General features: G+C 76.0%; 1 protein-coding gene. It reads right to left on the bottom strand.

The features are described from left to right. Nucleotides 1-9: 9 nt before the first annotated feature. The gene (locus tag ACIP4Y_RS20995; RefSeq protein WP_401395507.1) at nt 10-19,884 is read right to left on the bottom strand and encodes a non-ribosomal peptide synthase/polyketide synthase; all 19,875 of its coding nucleotides are present in this window, start codon (nt 19,882-19,884) and stop codon (nt 10-12) included. Nucleotide 19,885 lies beyond the last annotated feature (1 nt).

Below are 19,885 nucleotides of genomic sequence, written 5' to 3'. Positions count from 1 at the left end.
GGCCGGTCGTCACCGGCAGCCCCGGGCGTGCCGGGCGAGGCGGCGCAGGGCTTCGGCGAACTCCTCGGCCACCCGGCGCACGGTCGCGGTGTCGTGGACGCCGGGCCGGTGGTGCCAGGTGAAGGCGAGCCGGCCGTGCTGCACAGCGCCGACCACCTCCACCGGGTGCGAGCCGGGGTCGCGGGGGTCGTGGTCCTGCCCGAAGGAGCCGTGCTCGGCGCGGACCAGGCCGCCGTCGGCGGTGTCGGGGCGGGCGTCCCACTGGCCGAGGTAGTTGAACACCACCTGGCTGTGCGCGGCGCCGCCGAGGCGTTCGCGGACCTCGGGCGGGCCGAAGGTGCGCAGTGCGCCGAAGCCGATGCCGTTGCCGGGTACGGCGCGCAGCTGGCGGCGCACCGACTTCACCAGGGACCGCCAGTCGCGGTCCGGGCCGAGGTCGCCGGGGTCGGGCACCTGGACGGCGACCGGGTACACGGTGGTGAACCAGCCGACGGTGCGGGAGAGGTCGACGCCGTCGAGCAGGTCCTCGCGGCCGTGGCCCTCCAGGTCCAGGCGGACCCGGTCGCGTCCGGTCCAGCGGGCGAGCGCCAGGGCGAGGGCGGCGAGCAGCACGTCGTTGACCCGGGTGCGGTAGGCGGTGGGCGCGGAGCGCAGCAGGGCCGTGGTGTCCTCCTCGCCGAGTTCCACGCTCACCGTGGCGGCCGGGCCCGCGCCGGGTGCCGGGGCCGGTACGTCCTCGGTGTCCACCGCCTGTTCCCAGTACGGCAGTTCGTGGTCGAGGCCGCCCTCGGCGACGTGCGCGGCGAGGCCGCGGGCCCAGTCCCGGAAGCTGGTGCCGCGCTCGCCGAGGGTGACCGGGTCGCCCTGGAGGGCCTGCCGGTAGGCGGTCTCCAGGTCGTCGCGCAGGATGCGCCAGGAGACGGCGTCCACCACGAGGTGGTGGGCGACGAGGAGGAGGAACGCGGGCCGGCCGGCGTCCCCGGTGAACAGGGCCGCGCGCAGTTGCGGGCCGCGGGCCAGGTCGAAGCTCGCGTGCAGTTCGTCGGCGGCCTTCGCCATGGCCGCGTCGGCCTCCTCGGCGGACAGCCCGGTCAGGTCGTACCGGACGAGGAGGTCGTGGCCGGCGGCGGGCGGCGGGTTGAACTGCCGCCAGCCGTCGGCCTCTCGGGTGAACCGCATGCGCAGCGCGTCGTGGTGCTCCAGCAGCGCGTCGAGGGCGGCGCGCAGCGCCTGCGGGTCGGGGGTGCCGTCGAGTTCCAGCAGCGCCGACTGGTTGAAGTGGTGGTGGGCGGCGCGGGGGGTGGTGAGGAACCACGACTGGATCGGGGTGAGCGGCACCTCGCCGGTCACCGGGCCGTCGTCGGTCCGGCGGGGCGCGGTGCGGACCACGGTGGCGAGTTCGGCGACGGTCTGGTGCGTGAACAGGTCCCGGGTGGCCACGTGCAGGCCGTCGCGGCGCAGCCGCGAGACGACCTGCATGGTCAGGATGGAGTCGCCGCCGAGCGCGAAGAAGTTGTCGTCGGCGCCGACTTCCTCGATGCCCAGCACATCGGCCCAGATGCGGGCGATCCGGCGTTCGGTGTCGGTGCGCGGTGCGGTCCGCGGGCCGTCGGCGGACCGCACCGGCCCGGGTGCGGGCAGGGCCCGCCGGTCGGTCTTGCCGTTCGGGGTGAGCGGCAGCCGGTCGAGCGGTACGAAGACGGACGGGACCATGTGCGGGGGCAGCGACCCGGCGAGGTGCAGCCGCAGTTCGCCGACGGGCAGCCCGGCGGCGGACGGCTCGGCCGGGACGACGTAGGCGACGAGCCGGGCCGGTGTGCCCGGGTTCTCCTCGGCGCGGACGACGACGACCGCGTCCCGCACCAGGGGGCTGCGCCGCAGCGCGCTCTCGATCTCGCCGGGTTCGATGCGGAAGCCGCGCAGCTTGACCTGGTCGTCGGCGCGTCCGGCGAAGCGGAGCCGGCCGTCGGAGGTCCAGCGGACCAGGTCCCCGGTGCGGTACATCCGCTCCCCCGGCGCGCCGAACGGGTCGGCGACGAAGCGCTGGGCGGTCAGTCCGGACCGGCCGAGGTAGCCGCGCGCGAGACCGGGACCGGCGAGGTACAGCTCGCCGGTCACGCCGGGCGGTACGGGACGCAGCGCGGCGTCGAGCACGCGGACGCGGGTGCCGCCGGCGGGACGGCCGATGGACGGGGCGCCGGTGCCCGGGGTCAGCGGGCCGGTCCAGGTGGCGACGACGGTGGCCTCGGTGGGCCCGTAGGAGTTGATCATCCGGCGGCCGGGAGCCCAGGTGTCGACCAGTTCGGCCGGGCAGGCCTCGGCGCCCACGATGAGCGTGCGCAGGGCGGGCAGGGCGGCGGCGGTCTCCGCCGGTACGGTGGCCAGCGCGGCCGGCGGGATCAGGGCGTGGCTGACGCGCCGCTCGGCGAGCACCTCCGCCAGCCGCTCCCCGACCAGCGGACCCTCCTCGCCGGTGACCAGCGCGGCCCCGCTCAGCAGGGAGACGCACAGCTCCAGCACGGAGGCGTCGAAGCTGGGCGAGGCGAACTGCAGCACCCGGTCGCCGGGGCCGGCTTCGTACTGGTCGGCGGCTGCCGCGGCGAAGGAGGCGAGGCCCCGGTGGGTGACCACCACGCCCTTGGGGGTGCCGGTGGAGCCGGAGGTGTAGATGACGTAGGCGGGGTGGGCGGAGGTGAGGGCGGTGGGGCGGTCGGTGTCCGTGGGTGCCGTCTCCGGCCCGTCGGCGGCCCAGACCTCGGCGGGGTCGCCGAGGACGAGGTGGGCGCCCGCGTCCCGGATCATGAACTCCCTCCGCTGCGGGGGGTAGTCGGGGTCCACGGGCAGGAAGGCGCCGCCGGCCTTGGCGACCGCGAGCTGGGCCACGACGGCCGCCGCCGAGCGGGGCAGCGCCAGGGCCACCACCCGCTCCGGTCCGACACCGTCCCGTAGGAGGCGGTGGGCGAGCCGGTTGGCGGCCCGGTCCACCTCCGCGTACGTCAGTTCCCGGTCGCCGTCGACCAGCGCCGGCGCGTCCGGGGTGCGGGCGGCCTGCCGTTCGAACAGGGCGGGCAGGGTGGACTCGGGTACGGGGCGGAACGTGCCCCGGCCCTGGTCCAGCAGCGTCTTCAGCTCGTCGGCGGAGGTCAGCGGGAGGGCGCCGAGCGGGCGGTCCGGGTCCTCGGCGACGGCGTCCAGCAGGGTGCCGAGCTGGGCGGCCATCCGTTCGGCGGTGGCCGGGTCGAACAGGTCGGTGTTGTAGGTGAGCAGGCCGTGCAGCCCTCCGGAGCCGGTCTCGGCGAACTCCACGGTGAGGTCGAACGCGGCCTGTTCCGACTCCGGTTCGACGTCGGTGACGTCCAGGCCGGGCAGGTCGAGCCCGGCGGCCGGGGTGTTCTGGAGGACGACCATGACCTGGAAGAGGGGGCTTCGGCTGGTGTCGCGGACCGGCTGCACCTCGTCCACGACCCGTTCGAACGGCACGTCCTGGTGGGCGAAGGCGTCGAGGACGGTCTGCCGTACGGCGGTGAGGAACCCGGTGAAGGGCTGCCCGGCCTCGGCCCGGGAGCGCAGCACCAGGGTGTTGACGAAGAACCCGACGAGGCCTTGCGTCTCGGGCCGGTCGCGGCCGGAGGCGACGGTGCCGACGGCGATGTCCTCGGCGCCGGAGAGCCGGGCGAGGTAGGCCTGGGCGGCGGCGACGAGCGTGGTGAACAGGGTGGTCCCGTGCTCCCGGGCGAGCCGGGTCAGCCCCTGTACGGTCCGGGCGGGCACCGCGAGCCGGGTGGTCGCGCCGGCGCTGGTGCGCACCGGCGGCCGGGGCCGGTCGGTGGGCAGGTCCAGCGGTGCGGTGTCGGCCAGGTGCCGCTTCCAGTAGGCGAGGTGCTCCTCGGCGCCGGTGTCCCCGGCGGTGCGCTGCCAGTGCGCGTAGTCGGCGTACCGGACCGGCAGCGGCGGCAACTCGCCGTCCACGACACCTAGTCCGGCTCGGTAGAAGTGGGCGAGGTCGCCGAGCAGGACCGAGGTGGACCAGCCGTCGGTGACGATGTGGTGCAGGGTGAGGGTGAGCACGTGCTCGTCCTCGGCCAGCCGGACGAGACCGGTGCGCAGCAGCGGCCCCTCGCGCAGGTCGAAGGGGCGGGAGCGCTCCTCGGCGAGCAGGCGCCGCAGCGCCGGCTCCCGTTCACCTGCTGTCACTCGGGACAGGTCGCGCACGGGAAGCGGCACGTCCTGCGGCGGGTGGACGAGCTGGACGCCGTGTCCGTCGACGCTGTCGAAGGTGGTGCGCAACGACTCGTGCCGGGCCACCAGGGCACCGAGGGCGGCCCGCAGGGCGCGGGTGTCCAGGGTGCCGCGCAGCCGGAGAGCGAGCGCGGTGACGTACTCGGCGCCGCCGGGTGCGAACTCCTCCAGGAACCACAGGCGTTGCTGGGCGTACGACATCGGCGCGGCCCCCTCCCGGGCGACCGGGGCGATCGCCGCCCGGCCGGTGCCCTGCCGTGCGCCGAGCAGGCGGGCGAGTCCGGCCGGTGTGGGGTGGGTGAACACCGCGCGCGGGGTGAGGTCGGTGTCGAAGGCCTCGGCGAGGCGGGAGGCGAGCCGGATGCTGAGGATCGAATCGCCGCCGAGCTGGAAGAAGTCGTCCTCCACGCCGGGCGGTTCGCTGCCCAGCACCTCGCCGAAGACGGCGGCCGTGCGGCGCTCGGCCTCGGTGCGGGGCTCGACTCGGGTGCGCCCCGGCAGGGCCTCCGGTGCGGGCAGGGCGGCCCGGTCGACCTTGCCGTTGCGGCTGAGCGGGAGGGCGTCGAGCGGGACGACGGCGGTGGGGACGAGGTAGTCGGGCAGGGTGCGGGCGGCGAAGGCCCGCAGGTCCTCGCCGTCCTGTCCGGCCGGTCCGACGACGTAGGCCACGAGCCGTTTGGCGCCCGGCCGGTCCTCGCGGGCCAGCACGGCCACGTCGACGACGTCCGGGTGAGCGGCGAGGGCGGCCTCGACCTCGCCGGGCTCGACCCGGAAGCCGCGGATCTTCACCTGGTCGTCGGCGCGGCCCAGGAACTCGACGGTGCCGTCCGGCCGCCGCCGGGCCAGGTCGCCCGTGCGGTACATGCGCGCACCGGGCGGACCGTAGGGGTCGGCGAGGAAGCGGGCTGCGGTGTCGCCGGGGCGGCCGAGGTAGCCGCGGGCGACGCCCTCGCCGGCCACGTACAGCTCGCCCGCGCAGCCCGGCGGCACCGGCCGCAGCCGGGCGTCGAGGACGTGCACCCGGATGTCGTCCAGCGGCCCGCCGATGGGCACGGTGTCCGGCACGGCGGCCGGGTCGGTGAGGGCGCAGGAGGTGGCGAAGGTGGTCGTCTCGGTGGGGCCGTAGCCGTCCACGACGGTCAGGCCGGGGCAGGCGGCCAGCACCCGGCGCACGGCCTGCGCGGGCACGACGTCGCCGCCGGTCCACACCTGCTCCAGGCCCCGGAAGCAGTCGGGGGCGTCCTGCGCGAGCAGCCGGAACAGTCCGGCGGTCAGCCACAGTGCGGTCAGCCCGCCGTCGGCGGCCAGCCGGCGCAGCAGGGCCGCGTCCACGCTCTCCCCCGGGGCCACGACCACGCAGCCGCCGGTGAGGAGCGGGGCCCACACCTCGAAGGTGGCGGCGTCGAAGGCCACCGGCGAGTGCAGCAGCACCCGGGCGCAGACGCCGTCGGCGAACCGGCTGTCGGTGGCGAGCGCGGCCACGTCCCGGTGCCGTACCGCGACCGCCTTGGGCAGGCCGGTGGAGCCGGAGGTGAACATCACGTAGGCCAGGCGGTCGGGGTCGGCGGCCGGGGTCCGTCCCTCGCCGGTGCCGGTGCGGGCGGCGGCCACGTCGGCGGCGGTGAGCCGGACGGTGACGCCGGCCTCGGCGAGGAGGGTGCGGCGGCGCTCCTCGGGGGCCCGGGTGTCGACGGGGACGTAGGCGCCGCCGGCCATGAGCACCGCGAGCTGGGCGACGACGAGTTCGGCGGAGCGGTCCACCAGCAGCGCGACCCGGTCCTCGGCCGCGAGCCCGTCCGCCACCAGCCGTACGGCCAGTCTGCCTGCCCACGCGTGCAGTTGGCGGTACGACAGCTCGCGGTCGCCGTCGCGGACCGCGGGGGCGTCCGGGGTGCGGCGGGCCTGTTCCGCGAACAGGTCCACGGGACTGTGCGGGTCGGCCGGGCGGGCGGTGGTGTTCCAGGCGGCCAGCAGGTCGCGGTCGGCCGGGGTGAGCAGGTCCAGGGCGGCCAGGTCGGTGTCGAACCCGTCGGCCAGGACGGTGAGCAGGGCGGCCAGCCGGTCCGCTGCGCGTTCGACGGTGCCGGCGTCGAACAGGTCGGGGTCGTAGGCCAGGTCGAAGCCGAGCCGTTCGGACAGGTGGGCGCGCAGGCACCACGGGAAGGTGGTGGCGTCGTCGGCGCGCACCTCCTCGACCCGGACGCCCGTGCGGGCCGTGGCCGACTCGTCCACGGGATAGTTCTCGAACACCACCATGCTGTCGAACAGCGGTTCGCCGGGCGGGACTTCGCCGACGGCCTGGATGCGGGGCAGGGCCAGGAAGTCGAAGCGGCGGGCATCGCTCTGCCGGTCCTGGAGGTCACGCAGCCACGGCAGCACCGGTCCGGCGGGTATCCGGACCCGGGCCGGCACGGTGTTGATGAACATGCCGATCATGCCGTCGACGCCGGGCAGTTCGGCCGGGCGGCCGGAGACGGTGGTGCCGAACACCACGTCGTCCCGGCCGCTGTAGCGGGCCAGCAGCAGCGCCCAGGCGCCCTCCACCACGGTGTTGACGGTGAGCCCGGCGCGGGCGGCGGCCTCCCGCAGCCGCCCCGAGACCCGCGCGTCCAGCTCGTGGTGGACGGCGGCGGCGGACCGGGCGCGGTGGGCCTCGGCGGGGGTGCGGTCGTACGGCAGCGGGGTGCGGGCGGTGAACCCGGCCAGCGCCTCGGCCCAGTGCCGCTCGGCCGCCGGCTCGTCCTGCTCGCGCAGCCAGTGCAGGAAGTCCGCGAAGGGCCGCCGTACCGGGGGCGCCGGGTCGGGGCCGCCGGTCAGGGCGGCGTACCGCTCGCACACCTCGGTGAGCAGCTGGCCGGTGCTCCAGCCGTCGAGGACGATGTGGTGGGTGGACCACAGCAGCAGCACCTCGTCGCCGGGCAGGGCGACCAGGGTGAGCCGGGTCAGCGGCGCGGTGCCGAGGTCCAGGCCGGCCGCGCGGTCCTCGGCGAGCAGCCGCTCGGTGGCCTCGGCGCGCCGGGCGGGCGTCAGGGCGCGCCAGTCGAGGTGGGTGACGGGCAGCTCGGCGCGGTGATGGACCACCTGCACCGGGTGGGGCAGGCCCTGCCAGTGGACGCTGGTGCGCAGCGCCGGGGTGCGGTCGGCGACCTGCTGCCAGGCGGCGGCGAAGGCGCGCGGGTCGGCGACGCCGGACAGCCGTACCGCCGTACGGTCGAAGTAGGCGTGCTCGGTGTCCACCAGGCCGTGGAAGAGCATGCCGGACTGGAGCGGGGTGAGCGGCAGGACGTCCTCGACGTGCCGGCCGGTGCCGACGAGCCGGTCCAGCTGGTCCTGGGTCAGATCGGCGAGGGCGAAGTCGGAGGGGGTACGGCCGCCCGTGCCGGGCCGGGCGCAGTGCGCCACGATGTCCCGCAGGGCAGCGAGCATCTCCTCGGCGAGCCGGCGGACCGTGCTCTCGTCGTAGACCGCCGCCGGGTAGGTCCAGCCGAGTTCGAGCCGGCCCTGCTGGACCACTCCGGTGATGTCCAGCAGGTACGGGCGGGGTTCGTCCGGGTCGGTGTCCCGGCCGGCCGGGGGCAGGGCGCCGCGGAACAGCCCGTCGGCGCCGCCGGTGTCCCACTGGCCGTGGTAGTTGAAGCCGACCCGCGGGGCCGGGGTGCCGGTGAGCGGGCTGTCGGGCCGCAGGTGGCGCAGGGCGCCGTGGCTCAGGCCGTGCAGCGGCACCGCGCGCAGCTGCTCCTTGACCGAGCGGAGCGTGTCGTGCCAGCCGGCGTCCGGGGTGACGCGCAGGGCGAGCGGGAACTCGGCGGTGAACCAGCCGACGGTCCGCGAGAGGTCCACGTCCTCGAACAGGTCCTCGCGACCGTGCCCCTCCACACCGAGCAGGACCGTGTCGCGCCCGCACCAGCGGGCCAGGGTGCGGCCGAGCGCGCTGAGCAGGACGTCGTTGACCTGGGTGCGGTAGGCCTCCGGGACCTGCCGCAGCAGGGCGTCGGTGGCCTGCTCGTCCAGTGTGACGGTGAGCGTGGCGGCGGTGCCGTGGGTGTTCGGGCCGGGGCGTCCGGCGGGCAGTTCGGCCGGGGCCGCGCCGGTGCGCGTCCAGTACGGCAGGTCGGCGTCCAGGGCGCCGGAGCGGGTGTGCCGGTCCAGGCGGGCGGCCCAGTGGCCGTAGGGGGTGCCGGTGGCGGGCAGCTCGACGGGACGGCCGGCCGCGGCGGCCCGGTGGGCGGTTGCCAGGTCCGCCAGCAGGATGCGCCAGGACACCCCGTCGATCACCAGGTGGTGGGCGGTGACGACCAGTTGTCCCGGCCGCTGCGGGCCCCGGTCGAAGAGCAGGACGCGGACGACCCGGCCCGCGACGGGATCGAGGCCGGCCTGCGCCTGGTCCGTGAGCCGCTGGACGAGGGCCTCCAGCGCCGTGTCGTCCAGCCCGGCCGCGTCGTGGCGGCTGAAGACGCCGTCCGGCGTCTCGGGCAGCGCTTCCTGGCGCCAGCCTTCGGCGGTGTGGCGGAAACGGGTGCGCAGGGCCGGGTGATGGCCCACGACGGCGCCGACGGCCTGTCCCAGTGCCGAGTGGTCGGTGCCCGCGGCGAGTTCGAGGCGCTGGGTCATGGTGAAGCGGAGCGGCTCGGCGGGGTCGCGGCCGTCCAGGTACCAGTGCTGGATCGGTGTGAGCGGCGCCTCGCCCGTCTCCTCCGCGGCGACCGGGCGCGGGGCGGAGTCCTTCGCCCGCAGGGCGAGTTCGGCGACCGTCTGGTGGCGGAAGACGTCCTTGGTGGTGAGGGCGAGGCCGGCCTGCCGGGCGCGGGAGACGATCTGGATGCTCAGGATGGAGTCGCCGCCGAGCGCGAAGAAGTTGTCTCGCGCTCCGACCCGTTCGACGCCGAGCACCTCCGCCCAGATCGCGGCCAGGCGTTCCTCCGTGCCGGGCCGGGGGGCGACGTACGGGGTGGTGCTGTCGGGCTGTGCGGGCGGGGCGGGCAGGGCGCGGCGGTCGGTCTTGCCGCTGGTGGTGCGCGGGATGCGGGCCAGCGGGACGAACGCGGTGGGCACCATGTGGTCGGGCAGGGTGCGGCGCAGGGCGAGGCGCAGGGCGTCGGCGGACGGGAGGCGCTCGCCGGCGGACACCACATAGCCGACGAGCATGAGCCGGCCGGCGTGTTCGCGTGCGGCGACCGCGGCGTCGGCGACGTCCGGGTGGTCCAGGAGGGCGGCCTCCACCTCGCCGGGCTCGATGCGGAACCCGCGGATCTTGACCTGTTCGTCCACCCGGCCCAGGAACTCCAGCAGCCCGTCCCGGTCCCAGCGGGCGCGGTCCCCGGTGCGGTACATCCGCTCCCCCGGCGCGCCGAACGGGTCGGCGAGGAAGCAGGCGGCGGTGAGGCCGGGCCGGTGCAGATAGCCGCGGGCCACCTGGGCCCCGGCCAGGTACAGCTCGCCGGGCACCCCGGGCGGCACCGGGCGCAGGGCGCCGTCGAGCACGTAGGCGCGCAGGTTGCCGCCGGGGCGGCCGATGACCGGGTGGTCGGGCCGGTCGGTGGAGCGGCCGTAGACGGCGTCGACGGTGCACTCGGTGGGCCCGTACATGTTGTACACCGCGACATCCAAGTCCCGCTCGGTCTGCGCGAGTTCACGCCAGTCGGCGGGGGTGACGGCCTCGCCGCCGACGAGCAGCAGGCGCGGGTGGTGGCGGCCGGGGGCGAGCAGGCCGGCGGCGGTGAGTTCGCGGAGGAAGGACGGGGTGACGTTGACGAGGTCGAGGCGGTGTGCGGCGACCTGGGCGCAGAACGCCTCCGGGTCCAGGCGTACGTCCTCGTCGATCAGGTGGACCTCGTGGCCGAGGGCGAGGAGAAGCGGTCCTTCCCAGGAGGTGTCGAAGGAGAAGGAGGCGCTGAGTGCGGCCCGCAGCCGCCGCCCGTCGGTGGTGTGCGGGGCGAGCAGGTGCGCGCGGTGGTCGTGGCACAGGTTGACCAGCTGCCGGTGTTCGACGGCGACGCCCTTGGGGCGGCCGGTGGAGCCGGAGGTGTAGACGATGTAGGCGGTGTGCCCCGGCAGCAGGGGCCGGACGCGGTCGGCGTCGGTCGGGTCGTGTGCAGGCAGCCGGTCCCAGGGCACCGTTTCGAGGTCGGTGAGCAGGGTGTGCGGGCGGGCGTCGGCGAGCAGGAAGTCCTGCCGCTCCCGGGGCAGTCCGGGGTCCAGGCAGAGCAGGGTGGCGCCCGCCTTGAGGACGGCGAGGAGTGCCGTCACCAGGTCGGAGGTGCGCGGGAGCCGTACGGCGACGACGTCCTCGGGGCCGGCGCCCTGGGCGATGAGGTGGTGGGCGAGCCGGTTGGCACGCTGGTTCAGCGCGGCGAAGTCCAGGGTGGTGTCGCGGGCGGCGAGGGCGGTGTGGTGCGGGGTGCGGGCGGCCTGGGCCTCGAACAGGGCGGGGAAGGTGGTGTCCGGCTCGGACAGCCTGGCGCCCTGCCCCTGCCGGAGCACCTGCTGCCGTTCGGTGTCGGTCATCAGCGGCAGGCGGCCCACGGCCTGCCCGGGATCCGCTGCGACGGCCTCCAGCAGGATCCGCAGCCGGGCGGCGAGGCGTTCGGCGGTGTCGGCGTCGAACAGCCCGGTGTTGTACTCCAGGTAGCCGGTCAGGCCGCCGTCGGTCTCCGTGAAGTCGAAGGCGAGATCGAACGTGGCGGTGCGGACCGGCGGCGTCACCGGCTCCACCGCCAGGCCGGGCAGCCGGGGCAGCTCCGCTCCGAGGTTGTGCAGGGCGACCATGACCTGGAACAGCGGGGTGCGGCTGGTGTCCCGCTCGGGCTGGAGGGCGTCCACGACCCGCTCGAAGGGCACCTCCTGGTGGGCGAACGCCTCCAGGACGGTGGTGCGCACCTCGGCCAGCAGTTCCCGGAACGGCAGTTCGGGACGGACCCGGGCGCGCAGCACCAGCGTGTTGACGAACATGCCCACCATGTCGTGCAGTTCGGGCCGCTCGCGGCCCGCGGTGACGGTGCCGACGGTGACGTCCTCCTGGCCCGCCCAGCGGGCGAGCAGGATCTGGCAGGCCGTGACCAGGGTCGTGTAGAGGGTGGCGTCGGCCTCCCGGCCGCGCTCGCGCAGCCGCTCGGTCAGCGCGGCGGGCAGGGTGAAGGTCACCAGGGCGCCCTCGCGGGAGCGGACGGCCGGCCGGGGCCGGTCGGTGGGCAGCTCCAGCGGGGTGACGCCGTCCAGGGCCCGGCGCCAGTGGGCGAGCTCGGCCTCGGCCCGTTCGGCGCGGGTGCGCTGCCAGGCGGCGTAGTCGGTGTAGCGGACGGGCAGCTCGGGCAGGTCGGGGCGGCGGTCCTCCAGGGCCGCCGCGTACAGCTCGCCCAGGTCCCGGGCCAGCACGCCGGTGGACCAGCCGTCGGTGACGATGTGGTGCGCGGCCAGCACGAGGACGTGTTCGTCGGCGGCGAGCCGGGCCAGCCGGGCCCGGAACAGCGGCCCGGTGGCCAGGTCGAAGGGGGTGGCGGCCTCGCGGTCCAGCAGGGCGTCGAGGGCGCCGGTGTCGGGGAGGTCGTCCACCGGGAGGTCCACGGGCCGCGCCGGGTGGACGAGCTGCCGGGCCTGGCCGTCGTGTTCGGTGAACGTGGTGCGCAGGGTCCCGTGCCGGGCGACCAGGCCGTCCAGGGCGGTGCGCAGGGCGGCGGTGTCGAGCGGGCCGCGCAGCCGCAGCACGGACAGGGTGGTGTACTCGGTGCTGCCCGGCTCGAACCGGTCGAGGAACCACAGGCGTTGCTGGGCGTACGACAGCGGTGCCGGGCTGTCCGCCGTGGCGGCCGGGATGGCGTCGGCGGTGTCCCCGGTCCGGGGGCCGCCCAGTGCGGCCGCGAGGGCGGACACGGTGGAGTGGGTGAACAGCAGCCGGGGTGAGACGTCCGTGCCGAAGGCGGCGCGCAGCCGTGAGGTGACGCGGACGGCGAGGATGGAGTCGCCGCCGAGGGCGAAGAAGTCGTCGTCGGCGCCGACCTCGTCGGTGTCCAGGACGTCGGTCCACGCGGCGGCGACCAGCCGTTCGGCCGGGGTGCGCGGCGGGGTCCGGGTGCCGTCGGCGGCGAAGCCGTCGGGGCCGGGCGCGGGCAGCGCGCGCCGGTCGAGCTTGCCGTTGACGGTGAGCGGCAGCGCGGGCATCGGCACATAGGCGGCCGGCACCATGTGCGCGGGCAGCAACGCCTCCAGGTGGGCGCGGAGTTCGGCGGCGGGCGGGGGCGGTACGGCACGGCCGCCGGTGCCGGTGCCGACGACGTGGGCGACGAGCCGGCGGGTGCCGGCGGTGTCCTCGTACACGCCGACGGTGGCGGCGCCCACGCCGGGGTGGCGGTGCAGGGCGGCCTCGATCTCGCCGGGTTCGATGCGGTAGCCGCGGATCTTGACCTGCTGGTCGGCGCGGCCCAGGTACTCCAGGGTGCCGTCGGCGCGCCAGCGGGCCCGGTCCCCGGTGCGGTACATGCGGGTGCCGGGCCGCCCGAACGGGTCGGCGAGGAACCGGGTCGCGGTGAGCCCCGGCCGGTTCAGATAGCCGCGCGCCAGGCCCTCGCCGGCGACGAACAGCTCACCGACGGCACCCGGCGGCACCGGCTGGAGGGTGCCGTCGAGGACGTAGAGCCGCAGGTCGGGGATGCCGGTGCCGATGGGGCTCGCGGTGCCGGCGCGGGCCGCCCGGCGGTCCAGCGGGGCGTGGGTGACGTGCACGGTGGTCTCGGTGATGCCGTACATGTTCACCAGGCGGGGCGCGGTGTCGGGGTGGCGGGCGTACCAGTCGGCGAGCCGGGTAACGTCCAGCGCCTCACCGCCGAAGATCACCGTGCGCAGCGCCAACCGCTCGCTGACGTCCGGGAGTTCGGCGTCCGCCCGGCTGAGCGGGTAGAAGGCGGAGGGGGTCTGGTTGAGGACGGTGACCTGTTCGTCGGCGAGCAGGCGCAGGAAGTCCTCCGGGGAGCGGGCGGTGTCCTCGGGGACGATCACCAGCCGGCCGCCGTGCAGCAGCGGGCCCCACAGCTCCCACACCGAGAAGTCGAAGGCGTAGGAGTGGAACAGCGTCCACACGTCGTCGGGGCCGAAGCCGAACCAGTGCCGGGTGCGGGTGAACAGCCGGACCACGTTGGCGTGCGGGACGACGACACCCTTGGGCCGGCCGGTGGAGCCGGAGGTGAAGATGGCGTAGGCGGGGCTCTCCGGCAGCGCGCGGCGGGCCGGGCCGGCGGCCGGGCGCCGGGCCAGGTCGGCGCGGACCCCGGGGTCGTCCAGCAGGAGGACCGGTACGGCCGTGTCGACCGCGGTCTGCCGGGTGGTCACCAGCGTCACCGGCCGGGCGTCGGCGAGCAGGTCCCGGACGCGTTCCGCGGGCAGCGCGGGGTCGACGGGCAGGTATGCGGCGCCGGTCTTGAGGACGGCGAGGATCGCCACGACGAGGTCGGTGGAGCGGGGCAGCGCGAGGGCCACGAACGTCTCCGGTCCGGCGCCGAGTTCGGCGAGCCGGTGCGCGAGCCGGGCCGCCCGCGCGTCCAGGGTGGCGTAGTCGAGCCGGTCGTCGCCGCAGGTGACGGCCTCGGCGTGGGGGGTGCGGGCGGCCTGGGCGGCGAACAGGGCGTCCAGCGTGTCGACGGGCCGGCCTTCCTCGGTGCCGTTCCAGTCGGCCAGCATCCGCCGCCGCTCCTCGGCGGTCGTCCAGGCAAGGGCGCGTACCGGCCGGTCCGGGTCGTCGGCCAGCTCGGTGAGCAGCAGGCACAGCCGGTCGGCGAGGGACCGTATCGTCGCCGCGTCGAACAGCTCGGGGTCGTAGCCGAGGTCGAAGCCGAACCGCTCGCCCTGGTAGGCCCGCAGCACGAGGGGATAGTTGGTGGCGTCGCGGGCGGAGACGTCCGTGAGACGGATCCCGGTACCGGCCGAACGGGCCTGGTCGAAGGGGTAGTTCTCGAACGCGACCATGCTGTCGAACAGCGGGCTGCCGGCGGGCACGTCGCTGAACGAGGTCAGCTCGGCGAGGGACACCGCGGCGAACCGCCGCGCCTCGGCCTGCTCTTCCTGCAGCTCCCGCAGCCAGGCGGCGGCGCTACGGCCGCCGTCCACGCGGACCCGGGTGGGCAGGGTGTTGATGAACATGCCGACCATCGACTCGACGCCGGGCAGGTCGTCGGGGCGGCCGGAGACGGTGGTCCCGAACAGCACGTCCCGCTCGGCGCTGTACCGGGACAGCAGCAGCGCCCAGGCGCCCTGCACCACCGTGCCGAGGGTCAGTCCGGCCGCGCGGGCGGTGCGGGCCAGCCGCGCGGACACCTCGTCGGACAGGCCGGCGGTGTGCACGCGGCCCGAGCGGGTCTCGTGGCCCGGGCGCCGGACGCGGTCGACGGGCAGCGGGGTCGGGGTGGCGAACCCGGCGAGGACGCTCCGCCAGTGCGCGCGGGCGGCCCCGGTGTCCTGGCCGGCCAGCCAGCGCACGTAGTCGGCGAACGGCCGCCGTACCGGCGACGGGGTTTCGGCACCGGCGGTGAGGGCCGCGTACTCCTCGAAGACGTCGGTGAGCACCTGGGCCAGGCTCCAGCCGTCCAGGATCAGGTGGTGGCTGGTCCACAGCAGGTGCAGCCGGTCGTCGGGCAGCCGCACCAGGGTGAGCCGCATCAGGGGTGCGGTGCCGAGGTCCAGGCCGCGCGCGAGGTCGTCGGCGCGCAGCCGGTCCAGCCGCCTGTCCCGCTCCTCCGCGTCAAGGTCCCGCCAGTCCGACTGCTCTACCGGCACGGTGACGTGCCGGTGCACGATCTGGAGCGGTACCGGCACGTCCTCCCACACGACCGAGGTGCGCAGGGCGGGTGTGCGGTCGGTCACCCGCTGCCAGGCCGCGGCGAGGGCGTCGGGGTCGGTGACCCCGTCCAGCAGCAGTGCGGCCTGGTCGACGTACACGTCGTCCGGTCCGCCGACCAGCCGGTGGAAGAGCATGCCCTCCTGGAGCGGGGTGAGCGGCAGCAGGTCCTCCACGTCCCGGCCGTCGCCCGCCAGGCGGTCGACACCGGCCTGGTCGAGGCCGGCGAGCGGGAAGTCGGAGGGGGTACGGCCGCCCGCGCCGGGCCGGGCGCAGTGCTCGGCGACGGCGGCGAGCGCGCGCACCATGCCCTCGGCCAGCTCCCGGACGGTCCCGGAGCGGTGCACCTGGTCGCTGTAGTGCCAGGTGATCTCCAGCTCGCCGTCGGCGACGAGGGCGGACACGTCGAGCAGGTGGTCCAGCGGCGCGCCGGGGTCCATGTCCCGGCCGGGTACGTCGGCGACGGGCGCGAAGTCCCCTCCGCCGGGGGCCTCCCACTGGCCGTGGTAGGTGAAGCACACCTGGGGCAGCGGGAGTTCGGCGAGGGCGCGTGCGGCGGGCCGGGGTGAGCCGAGGTGGCCGAGCGCCTGGTAGCTCAGGCCGCGGCGGGGCACGGCCCGCAGCCGCTCCTTGACGGACTTGAGCGTGGCCCCCCAGTCGGCCGGTCCGGCCGGGGTGAGGGTGACCGGGTACTGGGTGGTGAACCAGCCGACGGTGCGGGACAGTTCGGCGCCCTCGGCCAGGTCTTCCTCGCGGCCGTGGCCCTCCAGGGCGACGGTCACCCGGTCCGTGCCCGTCCAGTCGGCCAGCACCCGGGCCAGCGCGCTCAGCAGCACGTCGTTGACCTGGGTGCGGTAGACCCCGGGTACGCGGCGCAGCAGCGCCTCGGTCGTGGCGCGGTCCACCCGGGTGCGGACGGTGCGCACGGATCCGGCGAGCGGGGTGCCGGGGAGGTCGACGGGGAGCGGGGTACGCGGCAGCGCGGTTTCCGCCGTCCAGTGCGGCAGGTCGTCGTCCAGGTCGCCGGCCCGGACCCGGTCGGCGAGGTCGGTCGCCCAGTCGGCGAACGTGGTGTGCTCGGGCTCCAGGCGGGGTTCCTCGCCCGCCGCCGCCTGCCGGTAGGCCTGTTCCAGGTCGGCGAGCAGCACCCGCCAGGAGACGCTGTCGACCGCCAAGTGGTGGGCCGCAAGGAAGAGTTGCGGGCGTTTGCCACCGGTGAGCAGGGCGGCGCGGAACAGGGCTCCGGAGGCCGGGTCCAGGGCCGCGCGGGCGGCCTCGGCGGCCTCGTCGGGCGGGGTCCCGGGGCCGTGGCGGGTGAGCAGTCCGGTGGCCGGGCCGGTGCCGGGGTGCTGCCGCCAGGTGTCCCCGGTGCGGTTGAAGCGGGTGCGCAGGGCGGGGTGCCGGGCCACCAGGGCGTCCAGTGCCTGTTCCAGTGCCCGCTCGTCCAGGTCGTACGGCAGGTCGAGCAGCATCGACATGCTGAAGTGCCGCAGCGGGCCGTGGGTGGCGAAGAACCACTCCTGGACGGGGGTGAGCGGGGCGGGCCCGTCCGCGTGCGGGCGCCGGGGGGTGGGCAGGTCGGGGGTGCGGCGCGACGCGGCGGCGGCCAGGTCGGCGACCGTCTGGTGGCGGAAGACGTCCTGGGAACCGATCCTCAGGCCCGCGGCGCGGGCCCGGGAGACGGCCTGGATGCTCAGGATCGAGTCGCCGCCCAGCTCGAAGAAGTTGTCCGTGACGCCGACCCGGGCCACCCCCAGCACCTCGGCCCAGATGCCGGCCAGGGTCTCCTCGTCGGGGGTGCGCGGGGCTACGAACCCCCTTTCCTCAAGGGTGATGTCGGGGGCCGGGAGGGCGCGGCGGTCCAGTTTGCCGCTGGTGGTCAGCGGCAGCGCGTCCAGCGGGGTGAAGGAGGACGGCACCAGCGCGTCGGGCAGCACCCGGCGCAGGGCCGCCCGCAGGTCGGCGGGGGCGGGCCGGGGTGTGCCGGGCGCGGGCACGACGTAGGCGGCGAGGCGGGTGTGGCCGTGCGCGTCGGGTACGGCGACGACCGCTGCGGCGGCGATGCCGGGCAGCGCGAGCAGGGCGGCCTCGATCTCGCCGGGCTCGATGCGGTGGCCGCGCACCTTGACCTGGTCGTCGGCGCGGCCGAGGTAGTCGAGGCGGCCGTCGGCGGTCCAGCGGGCCAGGTCTCCGGTGCGGTACATGCGGGTGCCGGGCGGCCCGTAGGGGTCGGCGAGGAAGCGGGCGGCGGTCAGGCCGGGGCGGCCGGTGTAGCCCCGGGCCAGCTGGGCGCCCGCGAGGTACAGTTCGCCGCCGACGCCGGGCGGTACCGGCTGGAGCCGGTCGTCCAGCACATACGCCCGCAGGCCCGGCAGGGGGCGGCCCACCAGCGGGCGGTCGCCGCCGTCGATCCGGCAGGACAGCGCGTCGACCGTGCACTCGGTGGGGCCGTAGAAGTTGTGGGCGGTCACGTCCGGGTGGGCGGCCAGCTCCCGCCACAGCGCGGACCCGACCGCCTCGCCGCCGAGCATGAGGACCCGTGGGTGGTGCCGGGGGTCGGTGAGCAGCCCGGCGGGCAGCAGCTGCCGCAGGTAGGACGGGGTGACGTCGAGGAAGTCGACGCGGTGCCGGACGACGTACTCGACCAGGGCGGCCGGATCCATCCGGGTCGTCTCGTCCACCAGGTGCAGCGGGTGGCCGTCGGCCATCAGCAGCACGCCTTCGAGGGAGGTGTCGAAGGAGAAGGACGCGGTGAGCGCGACCCGCAGCGGGCCGCCGCCCGCCTCGGCGACGAAGCCGGCCCGGTGGGCGGCCAGCAGGTGCGCCGCCGCACGGTGGGAGACGGCGACACCCTTGGGGCGGCCGGTGGAGCCGGAGGTGTGGATGACGTACGCGGTGTGCTCGGGGTGCAGCGGGGCGCGCCGGTCGGCGTCGGTGGGGTCGGTGTCCGGGGCGGTCGCGGGTACGGCGCGCAGGGCGGCCTCGTCCAGGACCAGGGCCGGGCGGGCGTCGTCCAGCAGGTACCGGACGCGTTCCTCGGGCAGGGCCGGGTCGAGCGGCAGGTAGCCGGCGCCGGACTTCCAGACGGCGAGGATCGCGGCGATCATGTCGGCGGTGCGCGGCAGCCGCAGCGCGACCAGCTGTTCGGGGCCGGCGCCGAGCGCGATGAGGTGGTGGGCGAGCCGGTTGGCGCGGGCGTTGAGCGTGGCGTAGTCCAGCTGTTCGCCGCCCGCGACGAGGGCGAGGGCGTCCGGGGTGCGGGCGGCGCGGCGCTCGAAGAGGGCCGGGTGGAGGGTGTCGTCCACGGGGAGGTGTGGGCCGGCGCTCCAGTCGTGGACGATGCGCCGTGTCTCGTCCTCGGACAGCAGGGGCAGGCTGCCCAGCGGGCGGTCCGGGGCGTCGGTGGCGCCCTGGAGCAGGCGCAGCAGCTGTCCGGCCAGCCGCTCGGCCGTGGCCGCGTCGAACAGGTCGGTGCGGTACTCCAGCAGACCGGTCAGGGCGGTGCCGTCCGGCACGAACTCGATGCTCAGGTCGAAGGTGGCCGCCTGCCGGGGCACGCTGACCGGGCTGGTGGCGAGGCCTTGCGGGGCGGTCGCGGCGGGCGGGTCGGGGTGCAGCAGGACCATCACGTCGAACAGCGGGTTGCGGCCCGCCTCGCGGGGTGCGCCGACCGCCTCCACGACCCGCTCGAACGGCGTGTCGCCGTGGGCGAAGGCGTCGCCCACCGTCTCGGCCGCCTTCGCCAGCAGGTCGCGGAAGGATCCGGAGGCGTCCACCGGGGTGCGCAGCGCGACGGTGTTCACGAAGAAGCCGACGGTCCGCTCGAGGTCGGTGCGGGAGCGGCCCGGTGTCAGCGAGCCGACGGTGATGTCGTCCTGGCCGGACCAGCGGGCCAGCAGCGCCTGGGTGGCGGCGACCAGGGCGGTGTGCAGGGTGCCGTGCTGTTCTCTGGCGAGGTCGCGCAGCCGGGCGGTGAGGCGGGCGGGGACGGTGAAGGTGTGGACGGCGCCCTCCCCCGCCTCCTCGCCGCGCCGGGGCCGGTCCAGGGGCAGCCCGGGTGCGACGGAGCCGGACAGCTGCGTGCGCCAGTAGTCGAGTTGGCTCTCCAGGCGCGGGCCCGAGAGCTGGGCGCGCTGCCACACCGCGAAGTCCGGGTACTGCGTGGCGGGCGGGGCGAGGTCCGGTCGGGTGCCGCGGGCGAGGGCGTCGTAGACGGTGCACAGCTCGTCCAGGACCACGCCCATGGACCAGCCGTCCGTGACGATGTGATGCGCCGTCAGCAGCAAGACGTGTGCGGTGGCCGACTCGCGCAGCAGCAGGGCCCGCAGCAGGGGGCCGTGCCGCAGGTCGAAGGGGCGGGAGTACTCGGCCAGCAGGTCCGCGTCCAGGTCACCGGCGTCCCGGACCGGCACAGGCACCGGTCCCGCGGGGTGCACGCGCTGCACCGGTCGGCCGTCGGTCTCCTCGAAGGTGGTGCGCAGGGCCTCGTGCCGGGCCACGACGGCGGTGAGGGCCTCGGCCAGCGCCTCGCGGTCCAGGTCGCCGGCGAGACGGACGGCGACCGCGCTGTTGTAGCGGGGGTCGCCGGGACGCAGCCGGTCCAGGAACCACAGCCGCTGCTGTGCGAAGGACAGCGGCAGCGGGCGGTCCCGGTCGGCGCGCGGGATGCCCTGCCGGGTGGCCGGTGCCGCGCCGCCGGCCCGTCCGGCCAGCCGCCGCCGCAGCGCCTCCCGCAGCTCCTCGGGCAGCGCCTCGGCACGGTCCCGCAGGGAGGGCCGGGAGGGCCGCGCGGAGCCGGAGGGGTTGGAAGGGGTCGAAGACGTCATG

It is taken from the genome of Streptomyces sp. NPDC088810 (genome assembly GCF_044750305.1).
Lineage (GTDB): Bacteria > Actinomycetota > Actinomycetes > Streptomycetales > Streptomycetaceae > Streptomyces.
Note: the sequence above shows the minus strand (reverse complement) of the source record. Positions and strands in the feature narration are given on the sequence as shown.

Bases quoted from the DNA above. Each gene is read 5' to 3' on its own strand.
- ACIP4Y_RS20995 (WP_401395507.1), bottom strand. From the start codon at position 19,884: ATGACGTCTTCGACCCCTTCCAACCCCTCCGGCTCCGCGCGGCCCTCC.